Source organism: Spirosoma soli (assembly GCF_042684525.1).
Classification (GTDB): Bacteria; Bacteroidota; Bacteroidia; order Cytophagales; family Spirosomataceae; genus Spirosoma; species Spirosoma soli.
In genome coordinates this window covers 38,779-56,279 of the sequence record NZ_JBHULN010000013.1, presented here as the reverse complement: position 1 = coordinate 56,279, position 17,501 = coordinate 38,779, and the positions used below count along the sequence as shown (strand labels likewise).

Sequence of the window (17,501 nt, the reverse complement as noted above, 5' to 3'; positions counted from 1 at the left end):
CCATGTTGAGCGAAGTTTGAGACTACCGCATCGGCGGACCGACTCAACTGGGGGCAGTTTTGTGCCCAGGAAATGCCCTTCAGCATTACTCAAAAAAGCTGACGGAAGCATCGTTAATGACTAATTAATTTCACCAAATACCCTTCAATTCCGTTGTTTTCGAACATTCCCTTTTTTTTTATCCCATACACTCCTTTCCGGCAAACATTTCGCTATCTTCCAAACGTTTAGGGGTATATACGAGATGAGCTAAGGAGGAGATAAAAACGAATGGAGGCAGGACAACACTTCAATGACGAATCGGCCCGTCGTGGATTCGACGAGCAAAAAGGCACCGGGCGTACTACCGCCAATAACCGGATTCAGAACGACAAAGCAACTGTGCGGCTACCCATGCTGTTGGGTGTCACACTGGCGGGAGGAATGCTCGTTGGAGCGACATTCTTTGGAGGCACCAAGAGCTTGAACAATATCGGGCGCGGCTATACCAAATACCGGGAAATCCTGCAACTGATTGAAAACAACTACGTTGATACAGTCAACACAGACGAGCTAGTAGACTTTTCGATTGAGAAAATGCTTCAGAAGCTCGATCCGCACACGGCGTACATGAATCCGCAGGATGCCATTGCCGCCCGGTCGCAACTGGAAGGCGGTTTTGATGGTATTGGGGTGGAGTTTAATATTTACAAAGATACCGTTTACGTAGTAACACCGCTGGCCGGTGGTCCATCAGAAGCGGCTGGTATCCAGAGTGGCGATAAGATTATTAAGGTTGACGATACGCCCCTGGCTGGCGGAAAGATTGAAAATAGTGCCGTTTTTAAAGCACTACGTGGTAAACGAGGTACCGAAGTGAAAATGACGATTCTGCGCAAAGGCGAAAAAGAACCCAGGTTGTTTACCGTCACCCGCGATCGGATTCCTACGTACTCTATAGATGCCGCATACATGGTTGATGGCAAGACGGGATACATTAAAGTAAACCGCTTCTCCGAAACGACGTATGATGAGTTTAAAACGGCGCTGGCATCCTTGAAATCTCAAGGCATGACGCAGTTGATGATGGACCTGCGCAACAACCCGGGTGGCTACATGGACCGGGCCACGAGCATTGCCGACGAGTTTATCTCGGGTAATAAAATGCTGGTGTACACCGATGGTAAAGACAATCGGTACGACCGGCAAACGTATGCCCGTATCGCCGGTCAGTTTGAAGAAGGAGCCCTGGTTGTGCTGATGGACGAGGGGAGCGCGTCGGCGTCTGAGATTGTAGCTGGTGCTCTGCAGGATCACGACCGGGCGCTGATTGCAGGCCGACGATCGTTCGGTAAGGGCTTGGTGCAGATGCCTGTACAGCTCTCCGACGGTTCGGAATTACGCCTGACGATCTCGCGGTATTATACGCCCAGCGGCCGGAGCATTCAAAAACCTTACGTACCCGGTCAGGAAGGCGACTATGAAAAAGACCTCGAACAGCGGTCGAAACGAGGTGAGTATTACATTGCTGACTCGATCAAAAACGATCCCAAGCTGAAGTTCAAAACTGATGGTGGCCGGGTGGTGTACGGAGGTGGCGGTATTACGCCTGACTACTTCATTCCCCGCGATTCGAGCTGGCAGACGCCCTATCTGGTGCAACTGTACGGTAAAAACATCATTCGCGAGTTTGCCATGGAATACGCGAACGACAACCGGAAAAAGCTGGAGAAAATGCCGTTCGATGAGTTTAACCGAACGGTAACGATCAACGATGAGCTAATGGCTCGCCTGGTAAAAGATGCTACTTCGGAGGGAATCAAGTTCAACGAGAAGGAGTATAGCCGCTCGAAGAATTATATCCGCACCCAAGTTAAGGCACTGGTAGCCCGCTACGTATATCAGAAAAATAACAAAGCGGGGCAGAACAACGAATACTTCAGGGTTGCTGGCGAAGCAGACGACACGTATCAGAAAGCATTGAAGCTTTTTGATCGCGCTAATAAGCTCGAACATGGCATGTTTACGTATAACCAGCCCGAGCGAAAGTAAAGCTGGTTATACGTAAAAAGCGGAGTAGGCGGAGCGAGTGCAGTAAGGTAGTCGATACTACGTATTGTATTCACTCCACCTACTCCGCTTCTCTTTTTGGAAGCTGTTTGCCAGCAATTTGGAGCGAAGTTTTAAACTTCGCTCTAGCGTTATCCGCCGGGTAGCCGGTGCTATTTGTGACCGGTCATAAACAGCACCGGTCACAGACCGGCGTAGGCTTCAGGCTACACCGGATTAGTTAAATAATAGCAAGCTACTCTTCTTGCTTTACTCTTTTGGCTTTTTGCTAAACTGGTACACTAAACCCAAAAACGACTGTAGGTTGCCTGTTTTGAAGTCCTTTCGAGAATAGGGGGCAAGCTCAAACGCGACTCGCAGGTTTGGTACAAACGGAATGGGCTTTATCCGGACGCCAACGTGCAGCGAGTATCCTTCCAGCGCGCTACGGTCGTCTAAACCGTTTAGAAAATTGAATCGAATGCCTAAGCTGGTGTAATAATTCACCTGCGATTTCCGGGCGACGTTCACCATCGGGCAAAACGTACTGCTCAGCGACCCAAATACGGTATTGGTCTGAACCCGGGCGTCGAGCCAGAAGGCACGGTCGGCGTTCGTGCTGACGGAAACGACATTGTTGAACGGATAGTAAGCTACTGACGCCTGCCCAAAGGCAGAGACGGCAAAGAAGAAAAGGAAAGCGGTTAATATGTGTTTCATGGCCGCAAAGCAACAACTTTCCCGATACAAACAAAGCCGGAGAGGTCGAAAATGACCGTCCGGCTTTGTTTTTTGTGAATAAAACCAATTCACAGTGAGACCAGCTAAATTCACATTAAGCTGAATTGTCATTTAGAAGAAGCCTTTTTTTGCGTAACGATATAGACGACATGAAAAAGGCTATTTTATTCCTAATCATTCATTTACTCACATTAGCAACTGGTTATGCGCAAATAATTTGGGATGATTATTCGCAAAGCTATACCGAAGGAGCTATGAGTAACTCACCAACTGTTGGGTTGATCGTAGCTCTGCGTAAAGGCAATGATTTTATGTGGTCGATACGGGAAAAAAGTAAGCATTTTGATACGCTAGATAAAGATGCCAATTTTAAGCGGGTGCGCCCTAAGGACATCATAGCCCGCACGACCTTCGATACGGCTCGGGCTCAATTCTTTTTGTCCGGAGTTGGTCCGCAAAACGCGCACCTGTTCCAGTTTCGGGTTATTGAATACCCCAGTAATCGGGTCTTAGTACCTTGGCGTACGATCAACCAGTTTACTGATTCGGCTCTGATCAAAAGTATTAAAATGCCCAAGATGGCTTATCTGGGTGGTTATAAAACCAGCTTCGGTAATATGTTGATTCTGGATGTGAGGAAAACAGAAAGTAATCGTATTATAGCTACCTCACTTGTTGCCTGGGAGGTAATAACCCCTTCGATAACTAGCATCTACACTTCCGAAAATATTGACCAGTTTTTTAAGAAACTGCAATACCCTTGGGCGAAGGAGAAACAGCCGACCGACCAGCAATCACCAGTTCTTACAGTTCCCTCCACAAATACCAACCTTGTATTTGTCCTCAGGGGAACTATCTTTTACAAAGAGCAAATACAATACGAACTGATCCGAAACGGTAACGTTTATACGCCCTGGCGCTATAATGATTACGACAACAGTTTCGTCTGGATTCAGGATTGCCCACCGGGCAGCTACGTAATAAAAATACGCTTCTCGTCGCAGCCTTCGACTAATGTGACCGAATACCGCTTTGACGTAGAGCCCGCCTGGTACCAAACTAACTTGTTCCGCATTGTTGTGGGAATTTTTGTGGCGGCTTTACTGGGTGCCTGCGTATTTGGGCTATTGTTTATTCGGCAACGACGAAAGACTCAGCAGCAGGAATCTGATAGAACCAAGTTACAGCTTGAATTGAAGGCCATTCATGCTCAGCTCAATCCTCACTTTGTTTTTAATGCGCTCAGTTCAATTCAAGGTTTGATTAATAGACAGGATATTAAAGGAGCCAACAGTTATCTGTCTGACTTTGCCCGGCTTATGCGCGAGTCATTAAATTATACCCATAAAGATGAAATAGCCCTTCAGGAAGAAATCAAGACGTTAGACACCTATTTGAAGTTAGAGCAACTGCGGTTTGGCTTTCAGTACGCCATCAATGTGGATGCTGCCATTAATGTATATGAAACAAATATACCCGTGTTGCTTTTACAGCCTTTGGTAGAAAACGCTGTGAAGCACGGAGTCGCCACCTTACAGGAAAAGGGGGCTATAATTATTAACTTCAACCGGGCGGACCACAACATGATCGTTACTATAACTGATAACGGCAAAGGGTTTACCAACGATATAGCAACGACTGGTTTAGGCTTACGGCTAACCCGTGATCGCATTAACCTATTGAATAAGCTTCATCCCGAGTGGCAGCTAAGTTTAGATATTAATAACACCGTACCATCTGGAACGCAAGTTACCCTTAGCTACAAGAACTGGTTTTAATGAAAGCGAAGGCTCTTTTGATTGACGACGAGCAACCTAACCTGGATAACCTGCAAGCGCTGCTTCAAACGTATTGTCCACAGATAGATGTATGCGGTACGGCCCTAAACGTTGAGGCTGCTAAACGTTTGTTGTATGTTCACCAACCTGATTTGCTATTTTTGGACATACAGATGCCGGGGCAAAACGGGTTTGACTTACTGCGCAGCCTATCTACTTATAATTTCGATGTAATCTTTGTGACGGCCTATGATCAATATGCCATACAAGCTCTGCGGTTTGCTGCGGTTGATTACCTGCTAAAACCGGTTGCTATTGATGAGTTGCAGGCGGCAGTGGAGAGAGCCCATAAACAGCGCCAGTTGAAGGAGCAAAATCAACTCCTTCAAAACTTGATGCACGTATTGAAGGCTGGCCATCAGCAGGCAGAACAGCGAGTTGCTCTGGCAACGGCTAAGGAGACGCGTTTTGTAAAAATCGGCGAAATCATTCGATGCGAATCGTCTAATAATTACACAACCTTCTACCTGACCGACGGCGAAACCCTGCTAGTCTGCAAACCCATTTATGCATACGATGACTTGCTGAAGGAGTACGGGTTTATACGCTGCCACCAGTCGCACCTGGTCAACAAACAATTCGTTAAAAGCTGGAAAAAGGACTATGGTGATTTTTTGTTATTAGCTGATGGTTCAGAGGTGCCTATATCCAGAGCTAAAAAGGACGATCTGAAAAAAGCGCTACGCTTATAAAAATAGAAAAGAATTCAACGCCCAGTTCATAGCGGAACCCGATCAGTAACTCTGCTTAGTTGAAGACCCCAAACGCATTACGTCCACCACCTACTGGAAATAAGACTTCGAGTAGGTGGTGGACGCAATACAGAATGTGAATGGTTGGTGGGTTACTTATCGATCATGATGTTAGCGGCACCGTTGGCTTCGAACGTGTTGGCAGTGGCGGCATCGGCGTTCAAAATGCAGTTGTAAGCTACGTAAATACCGTGCCCTGCACTACCGCTGATTTTGGTGTTTTTGATGGACATCGCTGCTTTAGCACCATGAACGGCAATGTTTGTTTTCTTCCCTGATACAAGCGCGTTGCTGCCGGCATAACTAACTTCAGCGTTTTCAATAACGTTCTGCGTACTGGTAGAGTAGCAGATCAGTCCCCGCCAATAGCCGGCTGTGCGGGCGGCACCCGTAATGGTGATCTTTTCTGTTGGGGTACCTTTCGCCGATAGATACCCCGCGCCGTTGATTCGGATGGCGGCATCCCGGCTTACTTCAACTGTAACCCCTGGGTTTAGTTTCCAGCCAGTATCAACTGACAGGTCGCCGTTGAGCCGATACGGAGTTTTGTCGGCAAAGCCGGGCCAAATAATCTCGTCTTCTTTGCCTTCTTTAAGTGCTGATGAACTTACTTCAACCACGTTACGGCCGTTGCCTCCGGTGAAGGCTGAGGTCGCATCCAATTTCACTACGTTCACGGCATCAAGCAGAATGCCCGCATCGGTATTATTCTTAAAGCTATTAGTAGCGAACTCCCTCAGAATAGCACCATCCTGCACAAATAAGCCATAGCCGTCGTTTTCGGAGAACTGACTGTTTCGGATCGCTAGTTGGGCTTTGCCGCCCCCAAACATGCCCATGCCAGCTTTCACGCCACTTAGCAGTACCCGGCTACCGGCATGAAGAAGCTCGATGTTTTCAAATACGTTAGCGTTGCTGCCCGAATAAACCATAATGCCCACCCAGTAGCCTTTCGTTTTCTGAACGCCAACAAAGCGAATTTTTTTGTCGGCTTCTCCTTTGGCAACAATAACAGCATCGCTGTTGATGTCAAAACGAGTATCCCGCTCGAAAGCGATCACAACACCTGGATTAATGGTCAGCTCCGAGGTAAGGGCAATACTCTTTGTGACGATATAGTCAGGCAGATTGGGGTTGGTAACGCGGTCATTCAGCACCGTTTTGACGGTAATGTTCTGCGTGATGGCTAAGGGTTCGGCGACCGAAGCGGTTATCAGTACTTTGTCGGTGCTGCGACCGTTGGCGTTAGAAACGGTTAATTCAAACTCGTATTCACCAACTTCGTCGGGGGTGAAAGCTGGTTTAGCCGCTGTAGCGTTGGTCAATGCTACCGTGCTTTTAGCGGGTTTGCGGGTCATCACCCACTGAAACGTGAACGGTTTGCTTTGGCTATCGGTCGAAGCGCTGCCATCCAGCGTAACAACTTGTCCGACCTGAACCGCTTGGTCGGCGCCAGCCGCGGCTGTTAACGTATTGTTGGGTGTGACTTCGGTTTCTTTTTTACAACTGGTCGTTAAAAACGCAAGCGAAAAAAGGAGCACAACGAGCCGGTTGGTTACGGTAGCTACCCGTTTAGCCGTGCGAGGAGTAGTAGGGTCCGGGAGGAAGGAAAAAATAGAGTTCATGAGTTTTGTTATGAGCAATGTTTTTTGGTTTAACTGGCTCAAAGTTGAGGCAGAGTGCCGCCAAGCCCCAGTTGAAAAGCGGTGAACTGGTTAAAACACTATACTAACCGTCATATTAAGTTGACAAAGCGATAGATATTGGTCTGTTTCTTTTAACTCGTCCACCTAATTTTCTTCGTACCTTTACTGCCCGTTTGCATCAACAAATGTGGCACCGCAAACGAAAGGCCTGCCTGACGGTAGGTAGGTCAACACTTGTACAGGAAGACTATGTCTTGGTTTGTCAGAAAAGATAAGGGCATTCAGACCCCAACCGAAATGAAACGGGAAGCCCCCGACGGTCTGTGGTATCAATGTCAGAACTGCAAAAAAGTGATGCACACCCGCGAGCATAAGCTCAATGCGTATACCTGCGTTCACTGTAATTATCATGAAAAAATAGGGTCTGATGCTTACTTCGCCATTCTGTTCGACGACAACGAGTTCACCGAACTCGACGCTGAGATGGCATCGGCCGATCCGCTGGGGTTTACCGACACCAAGCCATACCCTAGTCGGGTAAAAGCCACCATCGCAAAAACGGGTCTGAAAGATGCTGTTCGGACGGCTTATGGCACCATGAACGGTATTCCGGTCACTATGGCGGTCATGGATTTTAATTTTATTGGTGGCTCAATGGGCTCGGTCGTAGGGGAGAAGATTGCCCGCGCCATCGACCACGCAATGCAGGCAAAAACGCCTTTCCTGATGATTTCTCGCTCGGGCGGAGCGCGCATGATGGAAGCGGGCTTCTCGCTGATGCAGATGGCTAAAACGTCGGCTAAACTGGCGTTGTTGTCGCAGGCCAAACTGCCGTATGTGTCTTTACTGACCGACCCAACTACGGGTGGTGTTACGGCGTCTTATGCCATGCTGGGCGACTTTAACATTGCCGAGCCCGAAGCTCTGATCGGTTTTGCAGGACCGCGCGTGATCCGCGAAACCATTGGTAAAGATCTGCCAAAAGGTTTCCAAAGCGCGGAGTTCGTGCTTGAACACGGTTTCCTTGATTTCATTGTCGACCGTAAAGATTTGAAAGACAAATTGGCCAGTTTGTTCAAAATGCTTCAGTAATATGAAACACTACCAATTCACTATCATTGTTCAACGTGATGAGGAAGGTAATTATGTTGCTATTTGTCCAGCCCTGCAAGGTTGTTATTCGGAAGGAGAGACGCCAGAAGAAGCAGTCGCTTATTTGAAAGACGCTATTCAACTGCATATTGAAGACCGGCAAGCGCGTAACGAACCAATCTACGAAGAACTGTTTTCTCAACGACTGGATGTTGCCGCATGAGCCGAAAACATCTAAAGCTCAATGCTAACAGCTGATCAAAATTTTAGAGCAGAAAGGGTTTAAGCTTTCGCGGCAAAGTGGTAGCCATGCCATCTATATAAATAGCGACGGGTTACGAACAACTGTGCCTATTCATGGTAAAAAGGAACTAGGTATCGGCCTGCTTAGACAGATCATGAAAGATACAGGTCTATCGAGCGAAGATTTAGAAAATGCTTAGCCTATGCGCCTTGTCTCCCATCCTGTTCTGTGCAACTACTACGTTACGTACCGCTGCAACGCGACCTGTAGCTTTTGCGACATCTGGGAGCGCCCCTCGCCCTATGTCACGCTCGATAACGCTCGTCAGAATCTGCGAGACCTCAAAAAGTTAGGTGTTCGGGTGGTGGATTTTACGGGTGGTGAGCCCTTATTGCATCGGCAACTGCCCGAGCTGCTTGAGGAAGCTAAACAGCTGGGGCTCATCACCACCATCACCACCAATGCCCTGCTATACCCAAAGTACGCCGAGCGGTTGCAGGGGCTAGTCGACATGCTTCACTTCTCGCTCGATTCGCCGATAGCCGACGAGCACGACCAGTCGCGGGGGGGTCGTTGTTTCGATAAGGTAATGGAGTCGATCCAGATTGCCCGGAAGCTGGGCGAACGACCTGACATTCTATTTACAATATTTGAGCACAATGTGCATCAGATCAGGCAGATGCACGAGAATATCTGTCTCCCTAACGATCTGGTACTAATTCTTAACCCTGTTTTTGAGTATAATACGGTGGAAACGGGCGACCGTTTTTCGGAGGATGCCCTGCGCCAAATGTCATGGTGGGGTGGCCAGAAAAACGTGTATTTGAATGATGCCTTTGTTCAGCTTCGGCGCGACGGCGGTAACCATGTTGAGGATCCGGTTTGCCGGGCGGGCAGCACAACAATCGTTATTTCGCCCGAGAACAAAATTGTGCTACCCTGCTATCACCTTGGTCTCAAAGAATTCGCTATCAGCGATAAGCTATACGATCTCTACCGGTCCGACGAAGTACAAAAACTGGTGGCGCTCGAAGGTCGTTTGCCGGCCTGCGAGGGGTGTGCCATCAACTGCTACATGCAGCCGTCCTTCGCCGTCGAGGTAAACAAATACTGGTGGAAAGCGCTACCCAGTACAATTAAATACAACTGGATAAAAGGCACCTGGAAGCAGTTGTTGTAAGTTATTTTTTCACCACTTTGCGCACCAGCGATCGGCCGTTCACCTCGGCACGTAGCATGTATGTACCTGCCGACAAGCTTTCCATGCTGATCACCTGCTCATGCTGGCGGGCCATCCGTTTGAACGTTAGCTCGTGCAAGCGTCGGCCCGTTGCATCCAACAACTGAATCGACGCCACGGTCTGGCTTGCTGTCTGAATCACAACCTGCAAGCGATCTTCTACCGGATTTGGAAAAACAGTGAGTGTTACGGCCTGGTCATTATATTCTGGCAGAGCCGTAATGACTTGCCCGTCGGAGGCTGGTTCGTAGGGCGGAACAACCCCTGGTGTGCCGGGCTGATCGACCGCAAATACTACAATTTCTTCAATCGTCCGGCTAATAAGAGCCCCGTTCCGGTATTCGTTGACTGTCACAGCAATGCTGTAGCCCCCTTCTTCGACGGGGGTATTCCAGACTATTTCCCCGGTGCGGCTATTGAGTTTGAAGGTACCACGACGCGTTAAATCGTTGGGAAAAGAAAAGGAACTGGCCGGTTGAGGACTACATTGATTTGTAGTGCTACTGGTGAGTGATCTTGCTAAGGTGTAAACCAGACTGTCGCCATCGGCATCCGTTGCCGTAAACGGTATAATGGCCTGTTGTCCAACACCAACGAGAAAGCTATTCGGAGTAGCGTTAAACGTTGGTGTGTGGTTAAGAATGGATGAATTGACAGAAATTGTAGTCGTTAGGGCGAAAGCAAACTGGTCCGCATTGACTAGATTCCGGACAGCAGTTCGGTTCGCTATTGAAGTAGCTATTACATACGTGCCCGGACCAGGGTACGTATGAGCGATTCGGTATGTGTTAATGGTGAATCGTCTGTCTGTGCTTGCCACAGCAGCTGTTCGGGTCGCCGAGGCAGAAGTCCCGTCGCCAAAACAAATTGATATTGATTCTATGTTACTGGCAGCAGCCGCGCCAGCTACTCCGTCAGTGTAAAGCGTTATTGTAATTTCTTGTGTTGTTGACGATGTAGAGGTAGACCGTGCCTGAATGTAGCCGCCCCGCAGGTGGGAGCCATACGTTACCTGAATGCTCAGCAGAGCCAGACAAAGCAGTAGAAGCGTTTTCATAACGAATTGACATATAAAGGTCTAGGTTCGTCTGAATAACTGCAAATGCCTATGTTACCGTATGGGGGTGATAAAACATTTCGTAAATGGTCAGATACAGTCGACAGATGACTGTATTGAATGGCAAAAGACCGTGTTTGCAACCTACCACTTGCCTTAGTAAGCTAGTTGACCGTCAATTCTAAGCTTTAGGCTGAATGAGGTCTAGCCTAATCCGCTAACCCCTGCACGACCTTGTTTAAGAGTTTATTCTGCTTTACGTCGTACATATACTCCCAGAACATTACCCCGGCCAATTTCTTTGATTTGATATAGTCCATTTTGTAGCCAAACGATTCTTCATCGGCGTAGGAGATAAAAGTACGTGAGGTTGGATTCCATAGATAAGGCGCTTTAGCCTCCGCATCCCAATACCGGGTAAAGCCGTTTTTATTGATGTATTTATCAACCAGTTCGTCGTGGCTGATAAACGAATGCTTACCGGCGGCTGGCTGATACAGGCCCTTATCTTTGGGATTGGCATCGGCCCAGCCACGCCCGTAGAATGGAATACCCAACACAATTTTGCTGGCTGGTACGCCCGCCCGAATGTGGCCATCGACGGCATCGGCCGAGCTGTTTCTCGAATGGTCGCCTTTGGCCGACTGGTATAAAGGACTATGATGCCCCGTTACTTTATCGTTGCCGTGGTAGAGGTCATACGTCATGATGTTAACGTAGTCCAGGTAGCGTTGGGCCTTACCCAGCTCCGTATGATTGACGAAGGCGGTATCTCCTCCGGTAGCGGCCGTCAGTAAGTAATGATTTGCTCCGGTGCGCTTGTCTTGCCTGCCTTCTTCATCGAGCCGGTCTCGTATAGCTTTCAGAAACAAAGTAAAGTTTTGTTTGTCGGCGGGACGGTAAATGTTGCCTGCTCCAACCTGGGCAGGATACTCCCAGTCAATATCTACGCCATCGAGCTGATGTTTTTTCAGTAAATCCACGGCACTGTTGGCAAATTTCTGACGGGATGCATCCGTCAGGGCTGCATCGGAAAAATACTTGCAACCACCCCAGCCGCCAACAGAGATTAATACTTTGAGATTTTTATTGACCTTCCTAAAAGCGGTCAGCGTGGCCAGATTGACGGAATCTTTGCGACTCAGAGGAGCGAGTTCGCCGTTTTCGGCCGGAACGGCAAAGGCGTAATTGATGTGGGTGAGTTTATTGGGGTCAATCTGCTCTTTAGTCCAGCCGTGGTCAGTTACGTAGCCGATGATTACGTAAGGGTGGGGTTTAGCTGTAAGCTGAGCCAAGACGGGATGTGCATGTCCGATCAGAAGCAGTAAAGTAATAATTGTAATAAGGCAACCAAATTGATATTTCATGGAGTGAGGTGTAAGTGGCTGATCGCCGACCATTGGCAGCACGTGATTTAGTCAACGATGTATGATGCTGAAAGAATCGCAAATATAAGGGCCCATGCCAGATACGTCAGCGTGAACTGTTAACTGTTCAACCAGACGTCAACGCTAATTAATGGTGGTGCTATTACTCAGTTTGTTCAGACGAGGAACCGTATTTATCATTCCGGATTTTTATCCATTCTTTAACTGTTCCTCCGTTCATAAAGTGATCATCTTCATCCTGGATCTCCTGATCCCAAGTAAATTCGGCACTAGAACGTCCTTGTGCCGAGATTGTGAACGCTAACGAATTGGCGCGCGGTTTTCCTTCGCTATCCCGAATGGTAAACAACTGCTGAACAGCTTCTACAATTTCAATTGAAAATTCGGTCGGCAACTGCCGGGCTTCACCAGTCGAATCCAGATAGGTCCCTTCAAACTCAACTTCATGGCCCGAAGCGAGGTAGTAAACGTTGAGTTGGGCGATTGTCCAGGGCTCAGCGATAACTTCTTCGATGGCGGTCGCTAGTAAGGTATAAATTGTGTCAGCATTCATTTGGTACCAGTCCTTTTAGATAAATGATAATCAGGTAATCTATCTGATTACGTAACAATGGCTGTCATTTTGCCTGCTTTGAGTTGAACTATTTCAAGTATATACGTTCTAAACTAAGTTTATGATGACGTATCCACTAAGGCTTCCGATATTACATCATTGGCCGGACAGTAATTAGCGGGTCTTCACACATTCTGCTCTGGACATTATACCCCAAAACACCCGTACTTATTGTTCTTTATACTATGAACGTCAAAAATTACACCTCAATACCGCCCACCACTGACAACACGTACTGGGAAGTCAAATCGTCGGACGGGAAAACAAGCATTTTCGTACCACGGGACAGAGAGCTTGATCGAAAATTGAAGATTAAGTTTCAGGCGGAGGTTGCCGCCAGAATGTCGCCTAAACGGAAACGATAGTGATTAGCTGATAGATGATTAGCCATCTGCACACAAAAAGCTCGGTCCGAACGTCCGGGCTTTTTGTGTGTTTTAGCCTTTGCTAAACACGCTTATTTATGTTTTCAACTAGTACTACCTAGTATGCATCTAAAGGTGGCTCTGGTATGCGGTAGCCAATAGTAGTGTAAAACTAAACATAGGTACTTCGTTTAAGGAATACGTAGAACGAGTTAGCCGTGGAGAGAAGACTCATCGATCTACGTTAAATTGCTTTTTTAACAGCAATAGCACTTTGCCCCTTAGGCGTCATTTCGATTTCGAACGTTACTTTATCGTGTTCTTTAATTGGGTCAATAAGACCGCTCATGTGCACGAAAATACTGTCCTGGTTATCCTGATCTTTAATGAAGCCATACCCTTTTGATTCGTTAAAGAAGGTAACCACTCCTTTTCTGGTAGCATCCTGTGGGGTAGTTGCTTCCTGGCGGGACACACCAATCCGAATGTCTTCTGTGTTTATCGATTTCTTTTTGTTCGGATCTGGCGGAGCGGACGTTATGTTGCCGTTCTCGTCGACGTAAGCGAGCATCTGATCAAGGCTTTGCCCTTTGCTGGCACTAGCTTTTCGCTCTTCTTTTTTTTCTTCTTTATCCTTTCTCTTTTTCTGCTTGACCTTTTCTTTCTCCTTTTTACTAAACGTTTCTGTCGATCTACCCATATACCTATCAGTGTTTTAGTGGCGTACCCTATCTATATATGTTATACAGCGCACGTGTTGAAAAAAAGTGGCGGGATTATCTGAACTGCTGATTACCAGTGTACAGATACCCCGCCACACTTTTATTCAACCATAAGCGGTTGAAATAAGTTGTCTGGGTTATTCTTTTTATCAGGTAAAGTCAAGTAACGTTTAATTTCTTTAGTTAGACCTCGCCCAACTCAGATATTCTGTTGATCGTTAGGGCTAGCATATCTATATATCTTAGAGGTTTTGGTAAGAGTATTTATTACTAAGTCGGCGATGATGAGTGGAGTTAATTGAATTTTAATTTATATTATGGGGTACATTTATAAAATTTTTTTAAAATTAATAATATATTTGCCCGAAACACGAGTTGGCAAAATAATGTAAGAAGGTAACTAACGTTTTCAAACTAAAATACTGATTTAACACAAATGCCACTTTTAGTTAATTATCTACGTTTTGCATTATCCTGTGAATATTTTTAACAAAATACCCGCTCTTTTTGGTGACAAATGAGGGGAGCATCCGTCAGTAGCTAGTAATTACTGCATGATGCCTCTCCAACGGATATAAGCAGTTAAGCGTCAATCTTGATTCACTATTTTGTAAGTGCTGTTGTTTTTATATAACCTACCAATTTAAACCTATGAACGAAAAATTACGAAAAGCTTCCAGAAGGGTTGCGCTATTGCTTGGAGCCTGGATGCTAATCGCTCTGTCGCCGTTGTTCGCTATCGACAAAGAGATTACCGGTAAGGTGACCGACGAAAAAGGCAATGATGTTGCCGGGGCAACCGTGACTATTAAAGGGACCACCCGAGGTACCAACACCGACGGAAGTGGCCGATTCCGGCTGACAGTAGCTGATGATAATGCGGTACTAGTGTTCTCCTACATAGGTTACGCCAAACAAGAGATTGCAGTAGGTAACCGGTCGGTTATTGACGTGAAGCTGGTTCCGGGCGAAGCGGTGCTGGATGAGGTGGTTGTAACGGCCCTCGGTGTATCTAAAGATGCTCGCAAGGTTGGCTATGCAGTAACCACGGTTGATGGAACCGCCTTCACGAAAGCGCGCGAAACCAACATCGGTAATTCTTTAGCTGGCCGGGTAGCGGGTCTGAACGTGAAAGGTACGAGCAGTGGTCCTGGTGGAACAGCTAAGATTCTGATGCGGGGCATGCCCAGTATGAACTCAGCTGGTTCGCCATTGATCGTTATCAACGGCGTTCCTATGGACAACACCCAGCGGGGTAGCGCCGGCGAGTGGGGGGGAGCCGATGGCGGTGACGGGTTAGGTAACCTCAACCCGGACGATATCGAAACGATGACGGTCTTGAAAGGACAGTCAGCGTCGGCGTTGTACGGCGCACGGGCTTCTAACGGGGTTATTCTGGTAACGACCAAGCGAGGCAAAAAAGGTGATTTTGCTGTAGAGTATAACATGAATCTCACCGCTGATCAGCCCGTTAATTTTACAGATTTTCAGTATGAGTACGGCCAGGGAGTAGGCGGTGTTAAACCAGCGACGATTGCTGCTGCTCAACAAACAGGTCGCATGAGCTGGGGGGCTAAGCTGGATGGTTCGATGATCACCCAGTTCGATGGTAAGCAGTATCCTTACGTTGCTCAGAAAGACAATATCAAAAACTTCTACCGGACGGGTTCTAACTTCACCAATACGGTTTCGGTCACCCGGGGAGGTGATAACGGAGCCTTCCGTCTCTCGCTGTCGAATCTGGATAACAAGTCTATCATAGAAAACAGTGGCTTGGGCCGGAAAACCATCAACCTGACCGTTGATCAGAACATTACGTCTAAGCTGAGCTTTAGCGTTTTAGCCAACTACATCGATGAGCGGGTCAAGAACAAGCCCATCCTGAGCGACGGTCCAATGAACGCGAACAATGGGGTGTTACTAGCCACCAGCATTGACCAGCGTATACTGGCACCAGGCTACAACACAACCACAGGGAGGGAGATCATTTTCAGCGATGACGAGTACGTAACGAACCCTTACTTTGTGGTTAACCAGTTCGTTAATAATGTGGATCGTAAGCGCCTGATCTCAATGGTGTCTACCAAGTATCAGTTTGCTGACTGGATTTACGCACAAGGACGCATTGGGTATGACAACGCTAACGATCGAATCCTAAAAGTAACTCCCTGGGGAACGGCTTATTCCAATGGAACCAAAGGTGGTCTGGATGAACTGTCGAATGCCCAACGTACTGAGCTTAATGTGGATGCTTTAGTTGGCGTTAACAAGTCGATTACGCCAGATTTCACCGTTGACGCTTTGGTTGGTGCTAACATTCGTAAAAATAACTATGAACGACTTTCGCTCAACGGTGGTCCGTTTGTGTTGCCTTACTTATATAGCTGGAACAACGTAGTTAACTACAACCGGGATTATAACGTAGAGAACCGAGAAGTTCAGTCCGCTTATTACAGTGTTGACCTTGGGTACAAAGGCGTATTGACCTTGAGTACGACAGGTCGGTATGATACGTACTCTGCGTTGCCCAGTGCAAACCGCAGCATCTTTACACCCTCTGTGACGGGAGCGTTCGTGTTCTCTGATCTGGCTCGCATACCTAATTTGAGCTTCGGTAAGCTTCGGGCCTCCTATGCCATGACGAGTGGTGAACCGGCTACTGCCTATGGAACTAGTGTTTATTATGGGGTAGGCAACGCTATCAACGGGGTAGCTACAGGGAACTTCAGTGAAGAACTACCTAACTTATTTCTGAAGCCTTTTACCAAAAGTGAAGTTGAAGTTGGGTTAGAACTTCGATTTTTTGGTAACCGACTCGGTTTTGACCTGGCGTATTACACGCAAAAGACTAGGAATGAAATCATGCCAGCCAACTACAGCTGGGCAACGGGTTACGCCAGGGGCGTGGTTGGTACCGGTTCTACCCAGAATACGGGGGTAGAGGTCCAGATAAATGGTACACCGCTGAAAACGTCTAAACTGGCGTGGAACGTGTCGCTCAACCTGACTTCTGTTAAGAATAGGATTCTGCAAACTGACGCTAGCAACAACCCTATTTCGTTAGGGCAGAACCGGGCTACGTTAGGCAATGCCATCACTGCCTTTGTGGTGGGCGAAGCAGGTCCTCAGATTCGGGCGTACGATTATAAGTATGCACCAAACGGCCAGATCGTAGTCGATGCTTCGGGTCTGCCGGTGCGGGGTGAGCTGATCAACTTGGGTACGGTACTGCCAACGTTATACGGTGGTCTGAACAACGACTTCTCGTTCGGTAACTTCAATCTATCATTCCTGATTGATTACAATTACGGCAATAGCATTCTGTCGGCAACGGAAAACTATTCATACCGGAGAGGGCTGAACAAAGCTACGTTGGTTGGTCGTGAAACGGGTATTACCACGGGCGTTGTCCAAACAGGAACCGATAACAATGTGACATACACGCCCAATACGGTAAAAGCTACGGCTCAGGATTATTACACAGCGCTGGCGAATAACGTAACGAAAATCAGCGTCCTGGATGGTGATTTCATTAAGATGCGTCAGCTAACGTTTGGCTACAACATTCCAGCTCGTGTACTCGAAAAATTGCCATTGATTCGCGGAGTAAACGTCTCACTGGTGGCCCGTAATCTCTTTTACCTCATGAAGAAAACGGACAATATTGATCCGGAAGCTTCATTCGGTGCCAACCTTAAATACTCGGGAATAGAAGGGGCTAACCTGCCATCGGCCCGGAATTACGGCGTTAACGTGAACATTAAGTTTAAATGAA

Annotated in this window: 15 protein-coding genes; 9 read left to right on the top strand and 6 right to left on the bottom strand. The window is 47.4% G+C overall.

Features of this window, described 5'->3' with window-relative positions:
• Positions 1-393 precede the first annotated feature (393 nt).
• A complete protein-coding gene (locus ACFSUS_RS19455; protein WP_381525510.1) occupies positions 394-2,031 on the top strand; it encodes a S41 family peptidase in 1,638 nt (545 codons plus the stop codon).
• A gap of 267 nt (positions 2,032-2,298) precedes the next feature.
• Here the strand turns inward: ACFSUS_RS19455 and ACFSUS_RS19450 are convergent, their stop codons facing one another.
• The gene (locus ACFSUS_RS19450; RefSeq protein ID WP_381525406.1) at positions 2,299-2,748 is read right to left on the bottom strand and encodes a hypothetical protein; all 450 of its coding nucleotides are present in this window, start codon (positions 2,746-2,748) and stop codon (positions 2,299-2,301) included.
• Between the two features lie 170 nt (positions 2,749-2,918).
• Between ACFSUS_RS19450 and ACFSUS_RS19445 the strand changes: the two genes are divergently transcribed.
• A complete protein-coding gene (locus ACFSUS_RS19445) occupies positions 2,919-4,547 on the top strand; it encodes a sensor histidine kinase (protein WP_381525405.1) in 1,629 nt (542 codons plus the stop codon).
• Complete coding sequence (locus ACFSUS_RS19440) at positions 4,547-5,299, top strand: LytR/AlgR family response regulator transcription factor (RefSeq protein ID WP_381525404.1); 753 nt, start codon at positions 4,547-4,549, stop codon at positions 5,297-5,299. The genes ACFSUS_RS19445 and ACFSUS_RS19440 overlap by 1 nt, the downstream gene beginning before the upstream one ends.
• Before the next feature lie 152 nt (positions 5,300-5,451).
• On the opposite strand, the gene ACFSUS_RS19435 is transcribed toward ACFSUS_RS19440, so the two are convergent.
• Positions 5,452-6,984 carry a PKD domain-containing protein gene (locus ACFSUS_RS19435; RefSeq protein ID WP_381525403.1) on the bottom strand — a complete coding sequence of 511 codons (1,533 nt, stop codon included), beginning with the start codon at positions 6,982-6,984 and terminating at the stop codon, positions 5,452-5,454.
• Between the two features lie 270 nt (positions 6,985-7,254).
• On the opposite strand from ACFSUS_RS19435, the gene accD reads away from it, so the two are divergent.
• Genes accD through ACFSUS_RS19415 form a run of 4 tightly spaced genes read left to right on the top strand, consistent with a single transcriptional unit; the run spans position 7,255 to position 9,521 of the window.
• Positions 7,255-8,097, top strand: a complete 843-nt coding sequence (gene accD / locus ACFSUS_RS19430) for an acetyl-CoA carboxylase, carboxyltransferase subunit beta (RefSeq protein WP_381525402.1) — start codon at positions 7,255-7,257, stop codon at positions 8,095-8,097.
• A gap of 1 nt (position 8,098) precedes the next feature.
• Positions 8,099-8,320, top strand: coding sequence for a type II toxin-antitoxin system HicB family antitoxin (locus ACFSUS_RS19425; RefSeq protein ID WP_381525401.1), 222 nt, complete (start codon positions 8,099-8,101; stop codon positions 8,318-8,320).
• Positions 8,321-8,351: 31 nt separating this feature from the next.
• Entirely contained in the window at positions 8,352-8,540 is a 189-nt protein-coding gene (locus tag ACFSUS_RS19420) for a type II toxin-antitoxin system HicA family toxin (RefSeq protein ID WP_381525509.1), read from the top strand.
• Between the two features lie 3 nt (positions 8,541-8,543).
• Positions 8,544-9,521, top strand: coding sequence for a radical SAM protein (locus ACFSUS_RS19415; protein WP_381525400.1), 978 nt, complete (start codon positions 8,544-8,546; stop codon positions 9,519-9,521).
• Position 9,522: 1 nt separating this feature from the next.
• Here the strand turns inward: ACFSUS_RS19415 and ACFSUS_RS19410 are convergent, their stop codons facing one another.
• From ACFSUS_RS19410 to ACFSUS_RS19400, 3 genes are all read right to left on the bottom strand, one after another.
• Positions 9,523-10,638: a T9SS type A sorting domain-containing protein gene (locus ACFSUS_RS19410; protein WP_381525399.1), complete on the bottom strand. Its 1,116-nt coding sequence runs from the start codon at positions 10,636-10,638 to the stop codon at positions 9,523-9,525.
• 209 nt (positions 10,639-10,847) lie between these two features.
• Complete coding sequence (locus ACFSUS_RS19405) at positions 10,848-12,005, bottom strand: glycoside hydrolase family 18 protein (RefSeq protein ID WP_381525398.1); 1,158 nt, start codon at positions 12,003-12,005, stop codon at positions 10,848-10,850.
• Positions 12,006-12,168: 163 nt separating this feature from the next.
• Positions 12,169-12,579 (bottom strand): hypothetical protein, encoded by a 411-nt coding sequence (locus ACFSUS_RS19400; protein ID WP_381525397.1) that lies wholly within the window; start codon positions 12,577-12,579, stop codon positions 12,169-12,171.
• A gap of 245 nt (positions 12,580-12,824) precedes the next feature.
• On the opposite strand from ACFSUS_RS19400, the gene ACFSUS_RS19395 reads away from it, so the two are divergent.
• Complete coding sequence (locus tag ACFSUS_RS19395) at positions 12,825-13,004, top strand: hypothetical protein (protein ID WP_381525396.1); 180 nt, start codon at positions 12,825-12,827, stop codon at positions 13,002-13,004.
• Positions 13,005-13,248: 244 nt separating this feature from the next.
• Here ACFSUS_RS19395 and ACFSUS_RS19390 read toward each other — a convergent pair whose 3' ends face one another.
• Positions 13,249-13,704: a cold-shock protein gene (locus tag ACFSUS_RS19390; RefSeq protein ID WP_381525395.1), complete on the bottom strand. Its 456-nt coding sequence runs from the start codon at positions 13,702-13,704 to the stop codon at positions 13,249-13,251.
• 673 nt (positions 13,705-14,377) lie between these two features.
• Between ACFSUS_RS19390 and ACFSUS_RS19385 the strand changes: the two genes are divergently transcribed.
• Positions 14,378-17,500 carry a SusC/RagA family TonB-linked outer membrane protein gene (locus ACFSUS_RS19385; RefSeq protein WP_381525394.1) on the top strand — a complete coding sequence of 1,041 codons (3,123 nt, stop codon included), beginning with the start codon at positions 14,378-14,380 and terminating at the stop codon, positions 17,498-17,500.
• Position 17,501 lies beyond the last annotated feature (1 nt).